This window comes from Nocardia sp. NPDC049526 (assembly GCF_044465765.1).
Classification (GTDB): domain Bacteria; phylum Actinomycetota; class Actinomycetes; order Mycobacteriales; family Mycobacteriaceae; genus Nocardia.
Genome location: NZ_JBITMA010000005.1, coordinates 444,992 through 462,499, shown reverse-complemented (window position 1 = coordinate 462,499; position 17,508 = coordinate 444,992). Strand labels below are relative to the sequence as shown.

At 65.1% G+C, this 17,508-nt stretch carries 19 protein-coding genes; 9 read left to right on the top strand and 10 right to left on the bottom strand.

The annotated features are described in order from the left end of the window. The first annotated feature begins 233 nt into the window (after positions 1-233). Positions 234-653 (top strand): hypothetical protein, encoded by a 420-nt coding sequence (locus ACIBW7_RS18650; RefSeq protein ID WP_397047711.1) that lies wholly within the window; start codon positions 234-236, stop codon positions 651-653. Between the two features lie 283 nt (positions 654-936). Here the strand turns inward: ACIBW7_RS18650 and ACIBW7_RS18645 are convergent, their stop codons facing one another. Next, on the bottom strand, positions 937-1,116 hold the full coding sequence (locus ACIBW7_RS18645) for a hypothetical protein (protein ID WP_397047709.1): 180 nt from the start codon (positions 1,114-1,116) through the stop codon (positions 937-939). A gap of 1,125 nt (positions 1,117-2,241) precedes the next feature. Next, positions 2,242-2,568, bottom strand: coding sequence for a hypothetical protein (locus tag ACIBW7_RS18640; RefSeq protein ID WP_397047707.1), 327 nt, complete (start codon positions 2,566-2,568; stop codon positions 2,242-2,244). A 202-nt stretch (positions 2,569-2,770) separates the two neighbouring features. Between ACIBW7_RS18640 and ACIBW7_RS18635 the strand changes: the two genes are divergently transcribed. Then, positions 2,771-3,121 carry a pentapeptide repeat-containing protein gene (locus ACIBW7_RS18635; RefSeq protein ID WP_397047705.1) on the top strand — a complete coding sequence of 117 codons (351 nt, stop codon included), beginning with the start codon at positions 2,771-2,773 and terminating at the stop codon, positions 3,119-3,121. A 122-nt stretch (positions 3,122-3,243) separates the two neighbouring features. Here the strand turns inward: ACIBW7_RS18635 and ACIBW7_RS18630 are convergent, their stop codons facing one another. Continuing rightward, the gene (locus ACIBW7_RS18630) at positions 3,244-3,933 is read right to left on the bottom strand and encodes a CAP domain-containing protein (protein ID WP_397047703.1); all 690 of its coding nucleotides are present in this window, start codon (positions 3,931-3,933) and stop codon (positions 3,244-3,246) included. Positions 3,934-4,329: 396 nt separating this feature from the next. Between ACIBW7_RS18630 and ACIBW7_RS18625 the strand changes: the two genes are divergently transcribed. Further along, positions 4,330-4,869 (top strand): MarR family winged helix-turn-helix transcriptional regulator, encoded by a 540-nt coding sequence (locus tag ACIBW7_RS18625; RefSeq protein ID WP_397047701.1) that lies wholly within the window; start codon positions 4,330-4,332, stop codon positions 4,867-4,869. A gap of 24 nt (positions 4,870-4,893) precedes the next feature. On the opposite strand, the gene ACIBW7_RS18620 is transcribed toward ACIBW7_RS18625, so the two are convergent. After that, entirely contained in the window at positions 4,894-5,388 is a 495-nt protein-coding gene (locus ACIBW7_RS18620) for a phosphoribosyltransferase (RefSeq protein ID WP_397047699.1), read from the bottom strand. A 97-nt stretch (positions 5,389-5,485) separates the two neighbouring features. Here ACIBW7_RS18620 and ACIBW7_RS18615 point away from each other — a divergent pair, with 97 nt between their 5' ends. After that, complete coding sequence (locus ACIBW7_RS18615) at positions 5,486-6,070, top strand: NAD(P)H-binding protein (RefSeq protein WP_397047697.1); 585 nt, start codon at positions 5,486-5,488, stop codon at positions 6,068-6,070. A gap of 107 nt (positions 6,071-6,177) precedes the next feature. Beyond that, positions 6,178-6,543: a hypothetical protein gene (locus tag ACIBW7_RS18610; protein ID WP_397047695.1), complete on the top strand. Its 366-nt coding sequence runs from the start codon at positions 6,178-6,180 to the stop codon at positions 6,541-6,543. Positions 6,544-6,701: 158 nt separating this feature from the next. On the opposite strand, the gene ACIBW7_RS18605 is transcribed toward ACIBW7_RS18610, so the two are convergent. Genes ACIBW7_RS18605 through ACIBW7_RS18580 form a run of 6 tightly spaced genes read right to left on the bottom strand, consistent with a single transcriptional unit; the run spans position 6,702 to position 13,472 of the window. Then, complete coding sequence (locus ACIBW7_RS18605; RefSeq protein WP_397047693.1) at positions 6,702-9,389, bottom strand: fumarate reductase/succinate dehydrogenase flavoprotein subunit; 2,688 nt, start codon at positions 9,387-9,389, stop codon at positions 6,702-6,704. Further along, complete coding sequence (locus ACIBW7_RS18600; RefSeq protein ID WP_397047691.1) at positions 9,386-10,132, bottom strand: ABC transporter ATP-binding protein; 747 nt, start codon at positions 10,130-10,132, stop codon at positions 9,386-9,388. The genes ACIBW7_RS18605 and ACIBW7_RS18600 overlap by 4 nt, the downstream gene beginning before the upstream one ends. Continuing rightward, a complete protein-coding gene (locus tag ACIBW7_RS18595) occupies positions 10,129-11,019 on the bottom strand; it encodes an ABC transporter permease (RefSeq protein ID WP_397047689.1) in 891 nt (296 codons plus the stop codon). Before ACIBW7_RS18595 ends, ACIBW7_RS18600 begins: the two co-directional genes overlap by 4 nt. Continuing rightward, complete coding sequence (locus ACIBW7_RS18590) at positions 11,016-12,443, bottom strand: ABC transporter substrate-binding protein (protein ID WP_397047687.1); 1,428 nt, start codon at positions 12,441-12,443, stop codon at positions 11,016-11,018. Before ACIBW7_RS18590 ends, ACIBW7_RS18595 begins: the two co-directional genes overlap by 4 nt. A gap of 16 nt (positions 12,444-12,459) precedes the next feature. Further along, positions 12,460-12,687, bottom strand: coding sequence for a ferredoxin family protein (locus ACIBW7_RS18585; RefSeq protein WP_040689749.1), 228 nt, complete (start codon positions 12,685-12,687; stop codon positions 12,460-12,462). Then, entirely contained in the window at positions 12,687-13,472 is a 786-nt protein-coding gene (locus ACIBW7_RS18580; RefSeq protein WP_062985440.1) for a GntR family transcriptional regulator, read from the bottom strand. The genes ACIBW7_RS18585 and ACIBW7_RS18580 overlap by 1 nt, the downstream gene beginning before the upstream one ends. A gap of 326 nt (positions 13,473-13,798) precedes the next feature. Here ACIBW7_RS18580 and ACIBW7_RS18575 point away from each other — a divergent pair, with 326 nt between their 5' ends. Genes ACIBW7_RS18575 through ACIBW7_RS18560 form a run of 4 tightly spaced genes read left to right on the top strand, consistent with a single transcriptional unit; the run spans position 13,799 to position 17,505 of the window. Beyond that, on the top strand, positions 13,799-15,394 hold the full coding sequence (locus ACIBW7_RS18575) for a hypothetical protein (protein WP_397047684.1): 1,596 nt from the start codon (positions 13,799-13,801) through the stop codon (positions 15,392-15,394). Further along, the gene (locus tag ACIBW7_RS18570; protein WP_397047682.1) at positions 15,391-15,810 is read left to right on the top strand and encodes a FixH family protein; all 420 of its coding nucleotides are present in this window, start codon (positions 15,391-15,393) and stop codon (positions 15,808-15,810) included. Before ACIBW7_RS18575 ends, ACIBW7_RS18570 begins: the two co-directional genes overlap by 4 nt. A gap of 31 nt (positions 15,811-15,841) precedes the next feature. Then, positions 15,842-16,960, top strand: coding sequence for a hypothetical protein (locus tag ACIBW7_RS18565; RefSeq protein ID WP_397047680.1), 1,119 nt, complete (start codon positions 15,842-15,844; stop codon positions 16,958-16,960). Next, on the top strand, positions 16,960-17,505 hold the full coding sequence (locus tag ACIBW7_RS18560; RefSeq protein WP_397047678.1) for a hypothetical protein: 546 nt from the start codon (positions 16,960-16,962) through the stop codon (positions 17,503-17,505). The genes ACIBW7_RS18565 and ACIBW7_RS18560 overlap by 1 nt, the downstream gene beginning before the upstream one ends. The last annotated feature ends 3 nt before the right edge of the window (positions 17,506-17,508 follow it).

The following is a 17,508-nucleotide window of genomic DNA, read 5'->3' as shown; positions in this document are numbered from 1 at the left end:
GATCGCAGCACTCGAACGCCACCAAACATGGACAGGAAGCACACAGGCCAAAAATAGCGGCCACCTGCTCGCTCCAAGGCGCGGCAATAACCGACTACGGTGCGTCAGGGAGTTGCCTGGCGGTATACGGGATTCGAGACAGACATTCGTCTCATCTTTCAAGTGCACCACGAGCTATGATAATATTTTGTGCATATATCATGAAAGGAAAAATATTAGGAAAGGAAAGAATCATGACGAAGATTTCCGAAAAGGTGCATGAACTCAAAGACCATGCAGAGCATGCGGAGCAGGAGATAGCGGCAGCTCAGAAAGAAACTGGGAAGAAAGTGGATGCCGCTATCGACTCCGCCAAGGCGGCGGCAAAAATGAGGCAGGATAGATTCAAGGAGAATGTTGTAGCGAGGAAGGCTGCCGCGGCTTCCGACTGGGAAACACTCCAGGTGGAGCATAACAAGCGGGTCGAGAAAATTAAAAAGACCATTGCGGCCAAGAAAGACGCTCACGACCGGAATGTCGCAAATCGCCGAGCCGATGACGCAGAGGGCTACGCCTCGGCTTCGATCGACTATGCCTTGATGGCAATTGACGACGCTGAGATCGCCACCCTGGAAGCCATTGACGCTCGGGCTTATGCAGAATCATTGACCTAGCGTCTCGTCAAGCAACGTTCGGTAGGCAGTCCAGTCACCGGATCTTCGAGCCGACGGCCGAAGTTGCGGGCCGATCCGGTGCGCTGGTTGCGCCAGCGCTAGGCGAGTTCGCTGCGGACGGCGCCGACGAAGCGCTCGAATGCGCGCGAGATATCGCGCGTGGCTTTGTTCGCCATCTGTGGCATCGCGATCGTTCACGAGTTCAGACAGCAACAGAGTGGGCGCAGGCGTCTGGTTTGTTCGCGAATTCAGGCGCCGCTGGCCCGGCGGTCGCACCGTAGGCTCATGGATCAACCCTCGCGGCGGTGCGGTCGTTGACGCGAATGTACATACTTTGGAGATACGCCAGGTCCTCCGAGAACAACTCCTCGACTACGTCTTCGTCGACCGTGGTCAAGGTTCCCAGCTGGGTGATTACTTGCGCGAGCACACCAACGCCGAGGTAGGTAGGGTTGTCGCGCACCCGCTGTTCAGTGAACGACGCCCGCGGCGTCGATGTATCCGCGGGGTAGCTGGAACGGGAAATCTGTGGTGCTTGCTGTCGTCATGAGATGGTCCTTTTCGAAGTGATCGGCGTTTGCACAACTCGAGCTTCGACCTGCCTGGAACCATTGCGAGCATCTGGCGCGCACCGCAATCGTGACACCCCGAATCGACTGTGACATCCGAATTCGTGAACATCGACATCAGGCCGTCCGTATCCATCGAGTCGGCAGGCCGCACCACGGTATCCGTGGCGTCGGTACAGCTCATGGACAGGCGCGACAGATCAGTGGCTTGATGCTGGTCGTGTCATGAGCTGAGCGAGTTGCTTCGCCTGCGACGTTCTCAGTCTCACTTCGACCCGTTCCGACTCCCCCGGATCGGTCGCCGCCGGGGCGTAGGCGAAACAGACGCGATTGGGTCGATCGAGTCTGAATTCGATTGCCGCCCATAGCGGATGCGTCATCGGCACATCGATGTGTTTGACCGGCCCGCCCGCACCAATACCCGTCCGCCGACAGTGACCCGATCGCGCCCGAGACCTCCCACCGCTCCCATTCCACGAGACGACCGGATGGCCGGAAACTGCGACGAATGACCGAACCGCTCAGGCCCTCCTCGCAGAACACGATGCCGCCGGAGGCGTCCAGCGACGCACGCAGGTCCTCTGGTAACCGCCCCGACCCGAACAGCAACCGCCGCGGGGCATTCAACTCATCCAGCCTAACCGCGCATCCCCTTCGACAGTGGCCGACGCGACCTGCACTACGACGCGATCGTCACCGGCAGCCTGTTCAGCGACGTGATCGAGTGGCTGCCTCGCGCGATTGGCGGACTACCCCAGGAAATGGGTTGTGCCGCTCATGTCGGACCGGAGCTCGCTCCCCGTGGCGATAGAAGCCGGAATCGTCGCCGACCAGAATGCAATGTGCGGTAATCGGTAAGTACGGACGCGCCGAGATCACTGGTCGCCCAGCGCCTTTCGCTATCCCGAATGCCCGGTTCGCGGCTACTTCTAGGAAGTCCCGTACCCCCATCGCCGCTCCACCATCGCGATTGATGATCGGGATTTCGTTTCACCCATTTGGTCTTCGCCCGCAAAGTCTCACCGGCCCTCAGGCGGGGCGTGATTCCGCGACAGGCGCCGAGTAAGGTTCGGCCCGGTTCGCAGGTTCACTGGCGGGTACCAGACCCCTCGCCATACCGGGACTCCGAGTGCGAGAGGGTTCACCGGAAGTTCCTCGGCCAGTGAGACGTCCACCGTGATGCCGCGCACCGGGGGTAACTCCGCGTCGTCGGGGAGCAGATCCGCCACCATCGCCAAACAGTCCTGCTCGTCGAAGCCGGTCACACCGGCGTACGGCCTGATCCACCAGAGAACTGATCCGCGGTCCCGATCGAATTCGATCCAAAACCGCCGCACCACGGGCATACGCGCCCTCCTCCATGGACACCTAACGCCGAGCGCTTGCACGATACCAACGTCCGTTCAGCGCCCACCACTCGATAATCGGCATAAGCGCGCGTTCCGCTGCCGTAGTCATGATCTCGACAGCATCTGCCTGTCGAACGCAATGCTCGACAATGTGGCCTCGCGAGGGTGGACTTCACCTTCGCGAACCTGACGAACACCTATGTGGGAGACCGACCTCACCGACACCCACCTGAGTGGTGCGGTCGCAGTCGGTGACATCTTCAACCGTGCGAACCTCACCCGCGCCTTCTTGTCTGGTGCCATGTTGAACGACGCGACATTCGGCGACGTGAGCTTCACCGGCGCCGCACTCAACCAGGTGAAGCTACGCGGCGCCGATCTTGATGGCGCCGATCTGACCAGGGCGAACCTCACCGACGCCGATCTGACCGGAGCCGATCTGTCCGGCGCGAACCTCACCGACGCCACGCTCACCGGAGCGACACCGACCGGCGTCGTGCACGACGGGCACACCTTATGGCCGCGAGGATTCGCTCCGCCGCCGCGCTGAGCAGGCCGCAGCCAGCGTTCATTACCCCACCGCTCGAGAGTTCTCGGAGCCCTGTTCTTCGAACATTTCGAGGGCAGCGGCTGCGAGTCGCTCCTGGCCGAATCGCAGCCAAGGCCCGGAAGTCAGCTGCAGGAGACGAATTGCTGGACGAAGATGCCCGCGGGGTCGGTGGTGTCGAAGCCGGGGCGGGCGGCGCCGGCGCGGACACCTACACCGAGCTTGGTGACGTTGCGGTCGAGGATGTTGGCCTTGTGGGTGGGGCTGTTCATCCACCAGGTGAGGGCTGCTCGGGCGGTGGTGAAGGTATTCGAGCCCCAGCCTGCGTAGGTGTTCTCGGACCAGCGGTTCACGTCGTGGCCATCGCCCTGGGAGTAGGTGCAGGGGTTGTAGGACTTCACGCGGCGCTGGACCTGGGTGACCACCGGGACACCGGCGAGGTCGGGATCGTCGTGAGAGTTCGCCCCGTCGGTCCACCATTGGCGCCCCTCGGCGTGGCGGGCGAAATCAGCTGCGCTGTTGCGTAAGTCGTCGCTCCATTTCAGTTCGGGGACACCGGCATTGGCGCGTTCGATGTTGGTGAGGCAGAAGACGGCGCGCTCGATCTTGTCGAACTGGTCGTTGAGGGCGAACATGGCGCCGAGGCCGTTGTTGGGGTACTTGTTCGCGAAGTACTGGTAGCCGTGTACCGGGTCGTCGGCGTTTTCGCAGGTGGGGGCCGCGGCTGCGGGCGCGGCAGTGCGCGGGAGACCGGTGACGGCGGTGGTGGTGATGGCCAGCGCCAGGAAGGCGCCGCCGATGATCTTGCGGCTCATGGTCTTTCAACTCCGTACGCTCGAGGAACCAATGGGCTCCTCGAGCATCGGCGCCGAGACCAACAGTCCACCAACGGAATACCAATCGGCGCCGAGAAGTTCGCTACTGCCGCCGGCGCGAGTGAACCCGAGCTGAGGAAGCAGATCAGCGCCGCCAAGACGGCGGTCGCAGACTGGCATCCGCTCATAGCCGCATATCGGTCGTTATGGAACGCGGCGTCAACAGCGCGATAACCGGAGTGCGCTGCGCGGGAATCGACCACCCCTCGGGGGTATATCCAGGTTGGTCGCAACAAAGCAGGGGCCGGAAGGGGGACGACCCCGAACCGCAATGGGCGGTCGGGACGCCATAACGCCACAGAAAAGACAGCGAATTCGCTGGGATACAGTGTTCTAATGCCCGAAGAAGCGCATCCCACGCCAGTGGTGCGTGTCGGAGCGGCCGCGGGGTCCGATGGTGCTACCGCAACCGTCGGGGGAACCGATGCCGACCTGCTCTCGCTCGCATCACAGCTGTGTTTTGCCCTGTACTCCACATCCCGATCGATGACCGCGGCGTACCGGCCGTTTCTCGAGGGGATGGGTGTTACCTATCCGCAGTATCTGGCCCTGCTGGCGTTGTGGGGGCGGCCCGCGATGACCATGAAGGAACTCGGCGAACAGCTGCAGCTGGACTACGGCACGGTCTCACCGCTCATCCAGCGACTCCAGGCGCATGGTCTGGTCGAGAGTGTGCGGAGTAGCAACGATCGCCGCGCCGTCGAGCTGCGCGCGACCGAAGCCGGACGTGCGTTGCAACCGCAGGCCCGGCAGATGATCGAGGCGGTCATGGCGGAGGTCGGCTATCCGATCGAGCATCTCGTCCTGGTGCGTGACCAGGTCAACGCGCTGGGCGCGCGCCTGGATGCCGCTGTTGCCGAGCGGTCTCGCCGGTAGGAACCGGCGCGTCGAGTGTGGCGTTCAGGCGTCGAGCACTCGGGACTGCCGATCGACGACGGGTGCTTCGGTGGACCAGGGGAAGTTGATCCAGCGGTCGGTGCGTCGCCAGACGTATTCGCAATCGACCTCGGAATGCGGCTTCTGATACACGACCGCGCAGCGCACCTCGGCGACGTGATCGATGCAGAAGTCGCGCACGAGTTTGAGGGTGGCGCCGGTATCGGCCACATCGTCGGCGATCAGGACCGTCGCACCGGCCAGATCGACCGCCTGCGGGACCGGCGGCAGCATGACCGGGAGATCGAGGCGCTGATCGATGCCGGTGTAGAACTCGACGTTCATCACGTGCAGGTTCTTCACGTCCAGTGCGTAACCGAGCGCCCCCGCGACGAACAGGCCACCGCGTGCGATCGAGAGGATCAGATCCGGTTCGAACCCGTCCTTGGCGATTTCGGTGGCGAGCTCGCGACTCGCCGTCCCGAACAATTCCCAGGTCAGCACTTCCCGATCCGCCATGGATCCTCCATCTCCCTCGATACCGCTGGGCATAGAGCATACGACCAGCTATGCGGCGGCGTTCCGCACTATCTATCCGGGAATTAGGGTGGGCCGGGTGCGGATCTATCTGGCCGGTGCGACCGGCGTCATCGGAACCCGGTTGTTGCCCTTGCTGATCGAGGCCCGGCACGAGGTTGCGGGGATGACCAGGTCTGCGGCCAAGGCCGACCAAGTGCGCTCCGCCGGTGCGGAACCGGTGGTCTGCGATGTGTACGACCTCGACGCGCTGACCGCGGCAGTCGTCGCCTTCCGGCCCGATCTGGTGATGCATCAGCTCACCGATCTTCCCGACGATGCCGCGTTGCTCCCGGAACTGGTTGGTGCGAATGCGCGCATCCGTTCCGAGGGCACCCGTAATCTGATCGCCGCCGCACAGGCCGCGGGCGCGAAACGGTTTCTCGCCCAGAGTATTGCTTGGGAGCCGCCGGCCGGTCGCGGTGCCGTCATCCAGGAACATGAGGCCGCGGTACTCGATATCGGCGGCGTGGTCGTGAAGTACGGCCAATTCTATGGTCCGGGTACGTACTACGAATCCGAGCTGCCCGATCATCCGCGCGTGCACGTGGATGATGCTGCCGCGCGCACGGTTTCGCTGGTCGATGCGCCGAGTGGTGTGGTGGTTGTCGCGGATCCCGCGTGAGCCTCGGTGCGACTGGCTGGCTCGGGTCATGGCCGTGCCGGTCGGTTTGGAATACGGTGGCGGGGGCCGATCGTTCGGATCGCTCCCATCCGCCGAAGGAGACCCGTTTGCGCAACACGCTGCTCGTCACATCCGTACTCGGTGCCGCACTGGTGGTGATGCTGCCCGCTGGTTCGGCCGGTGCTCAGGGACCCGGCGACGGTCCGCTGAAGGTGCAGGCGACCACCGGCACCGATCAACTGCCGGTGACGGGTGTCGCGGTCGGGATCACCACGTGCGCCGCCGGTCCAGTGCTCACCACTTTGACGACCGGCCGCGACGGAACCGTGACGCAGCCCTTCCCCAATGGCTGCTACCAGGCGCAGGTCACCTCCGTCCCGTCCGGCTGCGAGCTGGCGAGCATCGCCTACGTCCAGGTCGACGTGGCACCCGGCACCACACCGGTCGCCGGCTTCCAATTCCGCTGCGCATAAAACCGATTCCGGCTCAATCCCGTGGGCGCGGTCGACGGCCGCAGCAGTCCGAACTCCGTGCAGATGCGGCCTGGGGAGGCTGCCGAGAAGTTCCATCGGCCAGCCGCCCATTGCCGCACCCGTGTCGCGGTGGCGCATCCCGCATAAACGGTGTGCGGCTACGACAGCGGGTGTGCACTGTCCAACGCGCGGCGTGCGTAGGCGCGCACGTCCGCATCGGTGTCATCGATCGCCGGCTTCAGCGCATCGTGCGCCGCCCCGCTGTGCGGCCAGGTTGCCAGCGACAATACCGCTGCCTTGCGCACGTCGAGGTGTGGATCGTGCAGGGCTTCGGAAAGTGGGGTGACGCCGAAATCGGGGTCCGCGCCCGCGAGACCGCGCGCGGCACCCACCCGGACCTGCCAGGCAGAGTGTGCGAGCGCGCCGACAAGTAGCGCCGTGTCATCTTGTGCGACACCGAGATTCGCGAAGGCAGCGAGGGCGGCGGCACGCACGAGCGGATCCGGATCATCGGCGAGGGCGCGCGCGGTTTCGGTACCCTGTCCGCCGATCGCTGACAACCCGTGCGCGACGGCAATGCGCACCTCACGGTTCTCATCGGTCGCCGCCGACGAGACCGCCTGCCAGTCGTCGAGCGATACCAGAGCCCGTACGGCCTCGATGCGCACCCGGTGGTCCGAATCGGTCAGTGCCGCAACGAATTGCGTCGCGGTTCCGGCTCGCAGCGCGCGCAGCAGATCCACGACGGTCGCCCGGACGACCGGGTCGGGGGAGTCGAGTCGATCGGCGAGGCCGGTCGAATCGGGAAGCACCTCCACGAGTTCGCGCAGGCTCGCCGCGGCCGCCGCACGAACGGAGGCCGCGTCGTCGTCGAGCGCGCCGATCAATACCGATGTGAATCCCTCGGGGGTGTTCTCGGTCAGCACCGACAGCGCCGCCACTCGAACACCGGCATCGGCATCGGACAGATAGGTCGAAAGATCCTGCACCGTAGGCGAATCCAGGGCAAGCAGACTGACCAGTCGTGGTGACGGCGGGGTCGTCGATGTGCGGACGGTGCGCGGTGCATCGGCCGGTGCGCGCCCACCGATGAGTTCCGGCTGCGTGACCGGGACCACAGTGGTGTCGGTCGAGGGCAGGTCGTCGAGACCGGGCACCGGTACCAGATACGGGGCAACCGGCCGCTTCAGGAATTCCATCGCGCCATCGGAGTTCTTGCGCAGGTTCAGGTGATAGCGCCACTCGTTGTCGTCGCGCTGCGGCAGATCGGCGCGTTCGTGATAGAGCCCCCACCGTGATTCGGTGCGGGTCAGCGAACTGCGCGCCGCCATTTCGGCGCAGTCGCGGATGAAGGAGACCTCGACCGAGCGCATGAGCTCATGTGGTGTGCGGGCGCCGATTTCGGCGATTTCGCCGCGCATCCGCTCGAAGGTCTCGACCGCGATCGACAGTTTCGCGGCTGTCTTGGGCGGCGCCACATAGTCGTTCACGAATCGCCGAAGCTTGTACTCGACCTGCGGCTGCGGTGGGCCGTCCGGCTGCCGCAGCGGCCGGTAGATCAGTTCGTGTGCCGCGGCCAACTGGTCTTCCGGAAGTTCGATGGGCGCAGCGACTTCGGACAGTGTCGATGCGGCGTGACCACCCGCCAGATCACCGAAGACGAAAGCACCGATCATGTAGTTGTGCGGCACGCACGCGAGATCACCGGCCGCGTAGAGCCCGGGCAGGGTCGTGCGGGCGTTTTCGTCGACCCATACGCCCGACGCGGAATGTCCACCGCACAAACCGATTTCGGAAATATGCATCTCGATATCGTGGGTGCGATAGTCATGGCCACGGTTGGCGTGGAAAGTTCCGCGAGTCGGGCGTTCGGTGGTGTGCAGAATGCCTTCGAGCGTCGTGAGGGTCTCGTCGGGCAGATGTGACACCTTGAGATAGATGGGCCCGCGTGCGGATTCGATCTCGCGCTTGACCTCCGACATCATCTGTCCGGACCAGTAATCGGAGTCGACGAAGCGTTCGCCCTTCGCGTTCACCTGGTACCCGCCGAACGGATTGGCCACATAGGCGCAGGCCGGACCGTTGTAATCCTTGATGAGCGGATTGATCTGGAAGCATTCGATACCGCTGAGTTCCGCGCCGGCGTGATAGGCCATCGAGTACCCGTCGCCCGCATTGGTCGGATTCTCGTAGGTGCCATACAGATAACCCGATGCGGGCAGCCCCAGGCGGCCGGACGGACCTGTCGCCAGGATCACCGCCTTGGCACCCACCGCCACGAATTCGCCGGTGCGCGTATTCAATGCGGCGGCACCCACCGCGCGGCCCGCATCGGTGAGTACCCGCACCGGCATGAGCCGGTTCTCGATGCGGATCTTCTCGCGCATCTTGCGTTGGCGCAGTACGCGATACAGCGCCTTCTTCACATCCTTGCCCTCGGGCATGGGCAGCACATACGATCCGGACCGGTGCACCCGGCGCACCGCGTACTCGCCGTACTCGTCCTTCTCGAATTTCACGCCGTAGCGTTCGAGTCGCTGCACCATGGCGAAGCCGCGGGTTGCGGTCTGATATACGGTGCGCTGGTTGACGATTCCGTCATTGGCCCTGGTGATTTCGGCGACGTAGTCCTCGGGCTCGGCCTTGCCGGGAATCACCGCATTGTTGACCCCGTCCATGCCCATGGCCAATGCACCGGAGTGCCGCACATGCGCTTTCTCCAGCAGCAACACATCGGCGCCGGCCTCGGCGGCGGTCAGTGCGGCCATGGTCCCCGCGGTGCCGCCGCCGATGACGAGCACATCGCAGTCGAGCCGGATCCGATCGGATAGCTCGGGAATATTCACAACTTCTCCAGGATTTCGGCCTTCACCGATCGGCGATCCGCCGGTGTGCGGGGCTCGGGCACATCGACCAGGGTGTGCAGCGCGCCGTCACCGAGTACCGCGATGCGGTCGCCGAGCAGTAGCGCCTCGTCCAGGTCATGGGTGACGAAAACGACGGTGGTGGGGTGGGCGCGCCAGGTGTCGATCAGCAAGCGCTGCATGGTTGTTCGGGTCTGGGTGTCGAGTGCGCCGAACGGTTCGTCCATCAGTACCGCGCGCGGTGATCCGGCGAGACTGCGTGCCAACTGGACTCGCTGCCGCATGCCGCCGGAGAGATCGCGCGGGAGATAATCGGCGTAGCCGGTGAGTCCGACCTCTTCCACCCAATGCCGGGCGCTTGCCTTGCGTTCGGCGCGCGGCACCTTGCGCAATTGGAGTGCGAGCTCGATGTTCTGGCGCACGGTGCGCCACGGCAGCAGCGCGTCGTCCTGGAAGACCAGGGCGCGGTCGGCGGACGGTCCGGTCACCGCAATGCCGTCGGCGCGGATCACGCCGTGGTCCGGCTTGCGCAGTCCGGCGATCGCCCGCAGCAGCGTCGACTTGCCGCAGCCGGATTTGCCGACCACGACCAGGATTTCGCCGGGTGTGATGGCCAGCTCGAGGTTTTCGAGCACCGTTTTGCCGCCGTACGCGATGCGAATTCCGTCCAGGCTCAACCGCATTCCGGTTGTGGTCGGGGTGGCGGGTGCGGTTGTCGTGGTCATTCGGCGACCTCCCTCGGCAGCCAGCGGGTGATCCGACGTCCGGCCAGTTCCACGATTCCGGAGGTGCCGAAGCCGAGAATGCCGATGGTGATCATGCCGACGAATACCGCCGGGTAATCGACGATGGTGTAGGCCTGCCAGGTCCGGTAGCCGATACCGAGCCGCCCGGAGATCATCTCGGCCGAGATGAGGCAGATCCATGCCACGCCCATCCCGACCGACAGGCCGCTGAATACGCCCGGCAGGATGCCCGGAAATACCACTCGCACAAGGACATCGGCGCGCGAAGCGCCCAGGGTGCGCAGTGCGTCCTCCCAGATGGTCGGCAGGGCGCGTACCGCATGCCTGGTGCTGACCAGCACCGGGAACAGCGATGCCATGAAGGTGATGAAGACGATGCCCGATTCGTCGCTCGGGAACAGCAGAATCGCCACCGGCACCAGCGCGATGGCCGGAATCGGCCGCGCCAATTCGGTGAGCGGTCCGAGCACCGCGGCGAAAAGCCCGGAGCGGCCTAGACCGATGCCCGCGACCACCCCGACCACGGCCGCGAGCCCGAATCCGGTCAGAATACGGATCAGCGATTGCGCGACATCGACATAGAACTGGTCCGACTGCAGCTGCTTGCCGAATTCACGGATGATCTCGGTGACCGTCGGCAGTGTGTCGAAGCGCAGCCACCACCGCACATTATTGGCGGTGAGCAGCTGCCACAGTCCGATCGCGGTCGCGACCGACGCCACCTGGAGCACTCGGGTGCGCCATACCGAACTCCCGCGCACCTCGGCGGTTTCGTCGTCGGCCGCGGTAGGGCTGACGAGGGCCGCGGTAGGCCCGCCCGTCTCCCGGCCACCATTCCTCAACGTATCGCTGCGCAATGCTGTCATCGTCGGACTTCCGTGACGGCCTGGTCGTAGGAGATCGCCGTGGCGGCCGGGTGTGCCTGCCGATAGCGCTGCGCGGCCGCGGGTGTCGTGAACGGCAGGAAGTTGTCGCCATCGCGCAGCCACACCGCCTTATCGGCGAACCAGCGCGTACCGAGTTCGGCATCGGGCACATAGGCGGCGCGGATCAGCTTGCCCTGCGCCTTGGCCGCCTGAACAGCGCGCAACAGGCAGGTCGGATCCGCGGCGGGCTGCGGACGATCCGTGCCGTCGAGCCACAGCTCGCCGGCCTGCGCGGCATCGCTCACCGGACGCGCGCAAACCGGGTCGGTGCCGGTGACGCGGCTGGGGTTGACGGTGGCCGCCACCGCCTGGTCGTAATCGCCCACGCCGTTGTCGGCGAAGGCCTTGCGCAGCGGCGCGGGATCGACGAACTTATCGATATCGAGTTCGGCGAAGTCGCCGATCGACTTCAGGTACTGCACATCGCCCTTGAACGCGTCGATCAGACTGGGCTTGAGCGTGGTGTCGAAAGACGTTCCGCCGGGCCCGTTGTAGAGGTAGACGACCTCCTGCGGCAATCCGGAACCGTCGGCGACGATCTTGGCGGCTTCGAACGGTTTCTCGTTCAAGAACTTCGTGGCATCGAGCTGGGCCGCGAGGAAAGCCTGCAGTACCTCGGGATGATCGGCGGTGTAGGAGCGTCGCGCGACCACGCCGTGGAAGGTGGGCACACCCAATTCCGCACCGTCGTAGAGCAATTTCGCCTTGTTCTGAAACACCAGCAGTCCGGGCCAGGCCACGAACTGCGCGAGCGCGCCGACCTGATGCGATTCCAATGCGGTCGCCCCGACCTGCGGCTGCTGGTTGAGCACCTCGACGCCCTTGGCCGGATCGACGCCCGCCCGCGAGAGCGCCTGCACCAGGGTGCCGTGCCCGGCCGAGCCGACGCTGGCTGAAATCTTCTGCCCGGCCAGGCCACCGATCCCGGTCACCGTCGAATCCTGAGGCACCACAACCATATTGAGCGCACCCTTGGGGTTGTAGCCGGTCACCGATACCAGCGCCGTCTTCGCCCGCTCATTGGCCTGGGTGCGAGATCCGTTGATCAGCAGCGGATAATCGCCCATCGACCCGATATCGATCTTCTCGGCCAGCATCTGCGCGGTGATCGGCGCACCGGTGTCGTAGTCCTGCCACTCCACCTGATACTTGGCGCCGCCGCTGTCGGTGATCTTCTGTAGCCGCTGCTCCAGATAGCCCTGGGCGCGCAGCAAGGTGCCCGCGGTGACGGTATTGATGGTCTTGGACTGGTAGCCGACGACGACCTTGACAGTGCCTTCGGGGGTTTTGTCCGAACTCTGCAGGGAGCAGCCCGCCGCGGCGAGTGCGACGGCGAGGAGCAGGGGAGCGAGGCGTTTCTTCATGGGACTTCCGGATCGTTCAGCGCAGCAGATAGGGCATATTGACGGTGACGGCGCCCGTGGGACACCGGGCGGCACAGGGGCCGCAGTACCAGCACTCGTCCACGTGCATGAAGGCCTTACCGTTTTCCGGATTGATGGCCAGCGAGTCGAGCGGGCAGATCTCCACGCACAGCGTGCAGCCCTGGATGCATAGTGATTCGTCGATGGTCACCGGGATGTCGGTGCGTTGGTTCGCCAGTGCCATCAGATGACCTTCCATTCGGATGTGCTGCGGATAAGACTGCCGCGCATGGTGATTCGGTCCCCGCGCATCCGGATGTACTCCAGATCCACCGGTCTGCCGTCGTCGAGCCGGGTCAGCCGCTCGAGCATCAGCAACGCCGCGCCCTCGGGTGCTTCCAAGGTGGCGGCGGTGTGCGCATCGGCGGTAATCGCTTCCAGCGCGAGATCGGCCGAGCCGAGCGGTCCGCCGCTGATCTGTTCGATGAGTACGAAGATGTCGTTGGTCTCGAGATCGTGGCCGAGGACCTCGGTGCCGATATCGGGTGCGAGATAGGTCAGATCCAGGCTCAGTGGTAGGTCGGCGAGATAGCGCAGTCGTTCGATATAGACCACGCGCTCACCGGGATTCAGCCCGAGCTTGCGTGCGACGGCGGGTGGTGCGGTGATATGCATTGCCGCGCGCACCTCGTTGCGCACCGTGCCGTGGCCCTTGAGGGTTTCCTGCAGCCCGAGCAGTGCGTCCAGCCCGTGGTCGTATTTGCGCCGGGCGACCCGGGTGCCCACCTTCGGCACCCGATCGATCAGCCCTTCGTCCTTGAGCAGTGCGAGTGCGTCGCGCACAGTATTGCGCGACGCGTCGTATTCCGCGACCAACTCCTGCTCACTCGGCAGCACATCGTCGAAGGCACCCGCATGTATCTGATGACGCAGCACGTCGGCTATCCGGCGCGCCTGGTCGGCCCGCAACCGTCGCACGGGCGTTGCCTCGGCTCCCACCTCCGCCACCTTTCTCTCGCTGACCTGCATGGATAGCGACGATAGTTGGCGCGGGAGCGCCCGAATGCCAGCATTCGTGCTCCGCAATTCAGCGGATGTTATTCCGCCGCTCCCTACCTGCTCTGACCTGGTCGGATTCGTCTCGGAGCGGCCATTGCGCCACCCTGTTCGCAGCCGATGAGTTTTGATCACACAGATTCGAATGCCGGGCACCGCACCTCACTGCGGCGGTGGTTCCGGCGGTGAGCTGGGGGAGTATCCGGATGCCGGGATAGGGCGGCATCACTCCCGCGGGGGAGGCGAAATCCCCGCTGGGGGTGATGTTCTCGCGGGTACGCATCCCTACCATGGCGGGCGTGGCTGTTGTCGCCGGTGTTGGTCGCGCTCTGCTGGTTGCGGGGGTGTGCGCGTTGTTGGTGTCGATCGGGGCGGGTTCCGTATCGGCGGATTCGGCTTCCTCTGGTTCGGATATTTCGGTCGCGCAGTCGCTCGGTGACCGGGAGCTCACGATCATCTTGCGCCGGGTGACCAGCGTGCCGGGTCCGTTGCGGGTGGATGTGGTCACCCATGCCGGTACCGCGCCCGGGCAACTCACGCTCGCGGTGATGCCGACAGGGGTCTCGACGAAGTCGATGCAGCCCGCACCGGGCGCGCCCACCGCCGAGGCGGTTGTCGAACTCGGCGGCACTCCCGGGATGTACTCGGCGACTGTCCGAATGGACCGCGCGGGGCCATGGGAACTGGCGGTCGGCGACGGTACGCGAGTGGCGCGGATTCCGTTCATCGTGCCCGCGCAGGTGACCTCGCCGCCCGAGCGTCTGGTGTACGGCGGATTTCTGGTGGCGGGCGTACTGCTGCCTGTCGCGGTGGTGCTCGCGATTCGTGCTCGTCGCAGTGTATGGGCGCTGGTTCCGGCCGCCGGGATGGTGGCCGGGGTGGCGGTTTCGGTGACCGCCGCACTGCTTTCGGCATCGCTGCCGCTGCCGCCGCAACCCGGCGGTCAGCTCGATCCCACGCTCGACAATGTCACCGATCCCTACGCCGTGCATCAGCCGTTGATTTCGGACTTTTCGCGGCCGCCGGTACTGCTCACGGTCACGGGCGGTCTGGTGAATGCCGGGCAGCCAGGCGATCTCGACCTCGTTCTGATCGATGCCGCCACCGGTGCACCCGTCGACGATCTGGTCGTACACGACAGTGCGCTCATGCATCTGCTGATGGTCGGCCCGACCGGCCGCCTGTCGCATCTGCATCCGATCCGGGTCGCGCCCGGCCGGTATCAGGTTCATCTGGCCGCGCCCGAGGCCGGGCGGTATGCGTTGTCCGCGGAGTTGGCTCGGCGCGGCGGTGGTGTGCAGATGGTTCGCGCGGCAAGCGGGTTCACCGTCTCGGCCGGTGTCGTTGCACCGGAATCCTCCAGCGCCGCAGTGCATCTCGGTGCTGGTGCCAAGACCGCGTCGACCGTTGTCGACGGTAACCCGGTCACCGTCAGGACGACTACGCCGATTGCTGGGGCACCGATCACCATCACCGCCGAATTCGGCGATGCCGCCGATCTGCAACCGTGGCTCGGCATGGTCGGCCACCTGATCATGGCGGGTCCACTACCAAGCGACCCGGATATCGCGGCGGCCGTACAGAACTCACCCATCTGGGGTCATGGCCACTCGATGGGCGCGACATCGATGCAGGGGATGTCCGATATGCCGGGGATGGATATGCCCGGCATGGAAATGGCCGGGCCCGCCGCGAGCCGGGGCACCATGCTCATGCCACCCGCCAATGGCGAAAGCGCGCCCGACGAGACGGTCGCCGCCTATGGACCCGACGTGCCGTTCACCTACACCTTCCCGCTCGCGGGCCGCTATCGCCTCTGGATCCAGGTCGAAAGGCGCTACACCGTGCTCACGGTCCCGGTCGTTCTCGATGTCGCGGCGGGAGCGCGGTCATGAGCGCAACCCGGAAAAGCGTTCTCCGCACCGGGGCGGCGGTGATCGTTATCGTGCTCGCCGCCATCGCCTGGTTCGTCTGGCCGCGCCCATCCGGCCTTCTGGTATTGAAAGCCGGTACCCCGCAGCACCTCGTCACGGTCTCCATCGACAGCCTTCGAATCGGCAGCACTGCTATCGATATCACAGTCACCGACCGTGCGGGCGCAACGAAAGACCATGCCGCGGTGCGTATTCAGGCCAACCAGCCGCTGATGGGTCACGCGGGACAGCCCATCACGGCGACGGCCACCGGGCCGGGACACTTCCATGCGACATCGGTACCACTGATGATGACCGGACAGTGGGAGCTTCGACTATCGATCGACGAACACGACAGTCTCGACGAACTCGCGGTGCCGATCTGGGTCGGCGGCTGAAAACATGCACAGATCAGGAGGAATGACCACCATGACCACGGCAGCACCGGTCGAAGCCGACACCGGACCTGAGATCTCCGATGACACCATCGCGGCCCGAATCGGTGCCTGGGGTGTATTGCTCGGCACCGCAGTGACATTGGTCGGTCTCAGCTGGGATATCCAGTGGCACAACGAAGTCGGTCCGGACACCTTCTTCACCCTGCCGCATCTGTTCCTGTACTCCGGCAGCGCGATCTCCGGATTCGCCAGCCTGGCCATGGTTCTCATCGCCACCTCGGCCCAACGCGCCGGTCGGCTCGTGCCCCGCCTCGGCGGCACCCCCATCCGAGTCTTCGGCAGCAATCTGACCGCACCGCTCGGCTATATGGTCGCCGGAGCCGGTGCGGCGCTATTCCTGCTCTACGGCCTGCTCGATCTGGAGTGGCATTCGATCTACGGTTTCGACGCGGTGCTCAATACCCCGTCACATGTGGCGCTGTTCCTGTCCATCTCGCTCACCATGATCGGCAGCATCATCGTCTTCGCGGCTCACCGCGACCACCGCTGGGGCCGGATCGGCATCGTCGTCGCGATTCCGATCCTGATCACCTTCGCCCCGATTCCCACCAATGCATTGAACAACCTGCATCTGCCCGTCGACCCGACCATCCTCGGCATCGTCCTGTTCGGGCCGATGCTGCTCGTACTGGGCGCGGCACTATTGGCGCGTGCGGGCGCGGCTGTTGCCATCGCGGTTTCGCTCGGTGCCATGCAGGCGATCCTGTGGTGGTTCTCGCCCTGGGCCGCGGAAACCTACGCGTCGGCGATCGGACTGCCGCTGCGTGACGGTCTCACGGGACGGCCGCCGGATCTGCCCGTCATGATGCCGATGTTCCTGATCGTCGCGGCGGTCGCGGTCGAGGGACTGTTCTGGTCGGCACGGGCCCGTGGTTTCGATGCGCGCAAGATCGTATTGGTGGCGGGTGCGGTGACCGGCGTGATCGTCGGCGTGACGTTCCCGCTGCAGTTGAACCTCGTCCGCGCCACGTCGCATATCGCCGTCGGCGACATCGTGACGATCACGCTGCTCGGCATTCCGATCGGCCTGCTGGCCGGATTCCTCGGTGGCCGGTTCACCACCATGCTGCCCGCAATGAAGGACGCGTGATGTCCGTACTTCGCAGACTCGCCGTCACCGTGCTGGCAGTGATCACCCTGTCGCTGGTCGCCGTCGCCCCCGCCTCCGCGTACGCGCCGGTCGAGATCGTGCACACCGAGCGCGTCCAGGTGGGCCCGTACAACGTGACCGTCGGCTTCTCCACCTGGCCCATCCGCGCGATGAAGTCGCTGGACTTCACCTTCATGCCCGATGGCGGCATCGCCGACAAATCCGGGACACTGCGCTTGACCGGACCCGCGATCAGGCCCGGCCGCCGCGCCACACCGCTGGTCCGCCATCCCCGCAAACGCGACTCCTGGGGCCTGGACGTCAAGGCCTTCGACGACCCCGGCACCTACACCTTCACCTTCGCGATCGACGGTCCACTCGGGCACGGCGAAGGAACCCTCGGCAATGTCATGGTGCTCGACCAGCCCGGACCGCCGTTGCCGCTGAGCTGGACGATCGGCACCCTGCCGCTGGTCGGCCTGCTGGTCTTTCTCGTGCTGGCCTGGCGCCGCACCCGACCCGGGCGGCGACCACTGGTCGTCTGACGG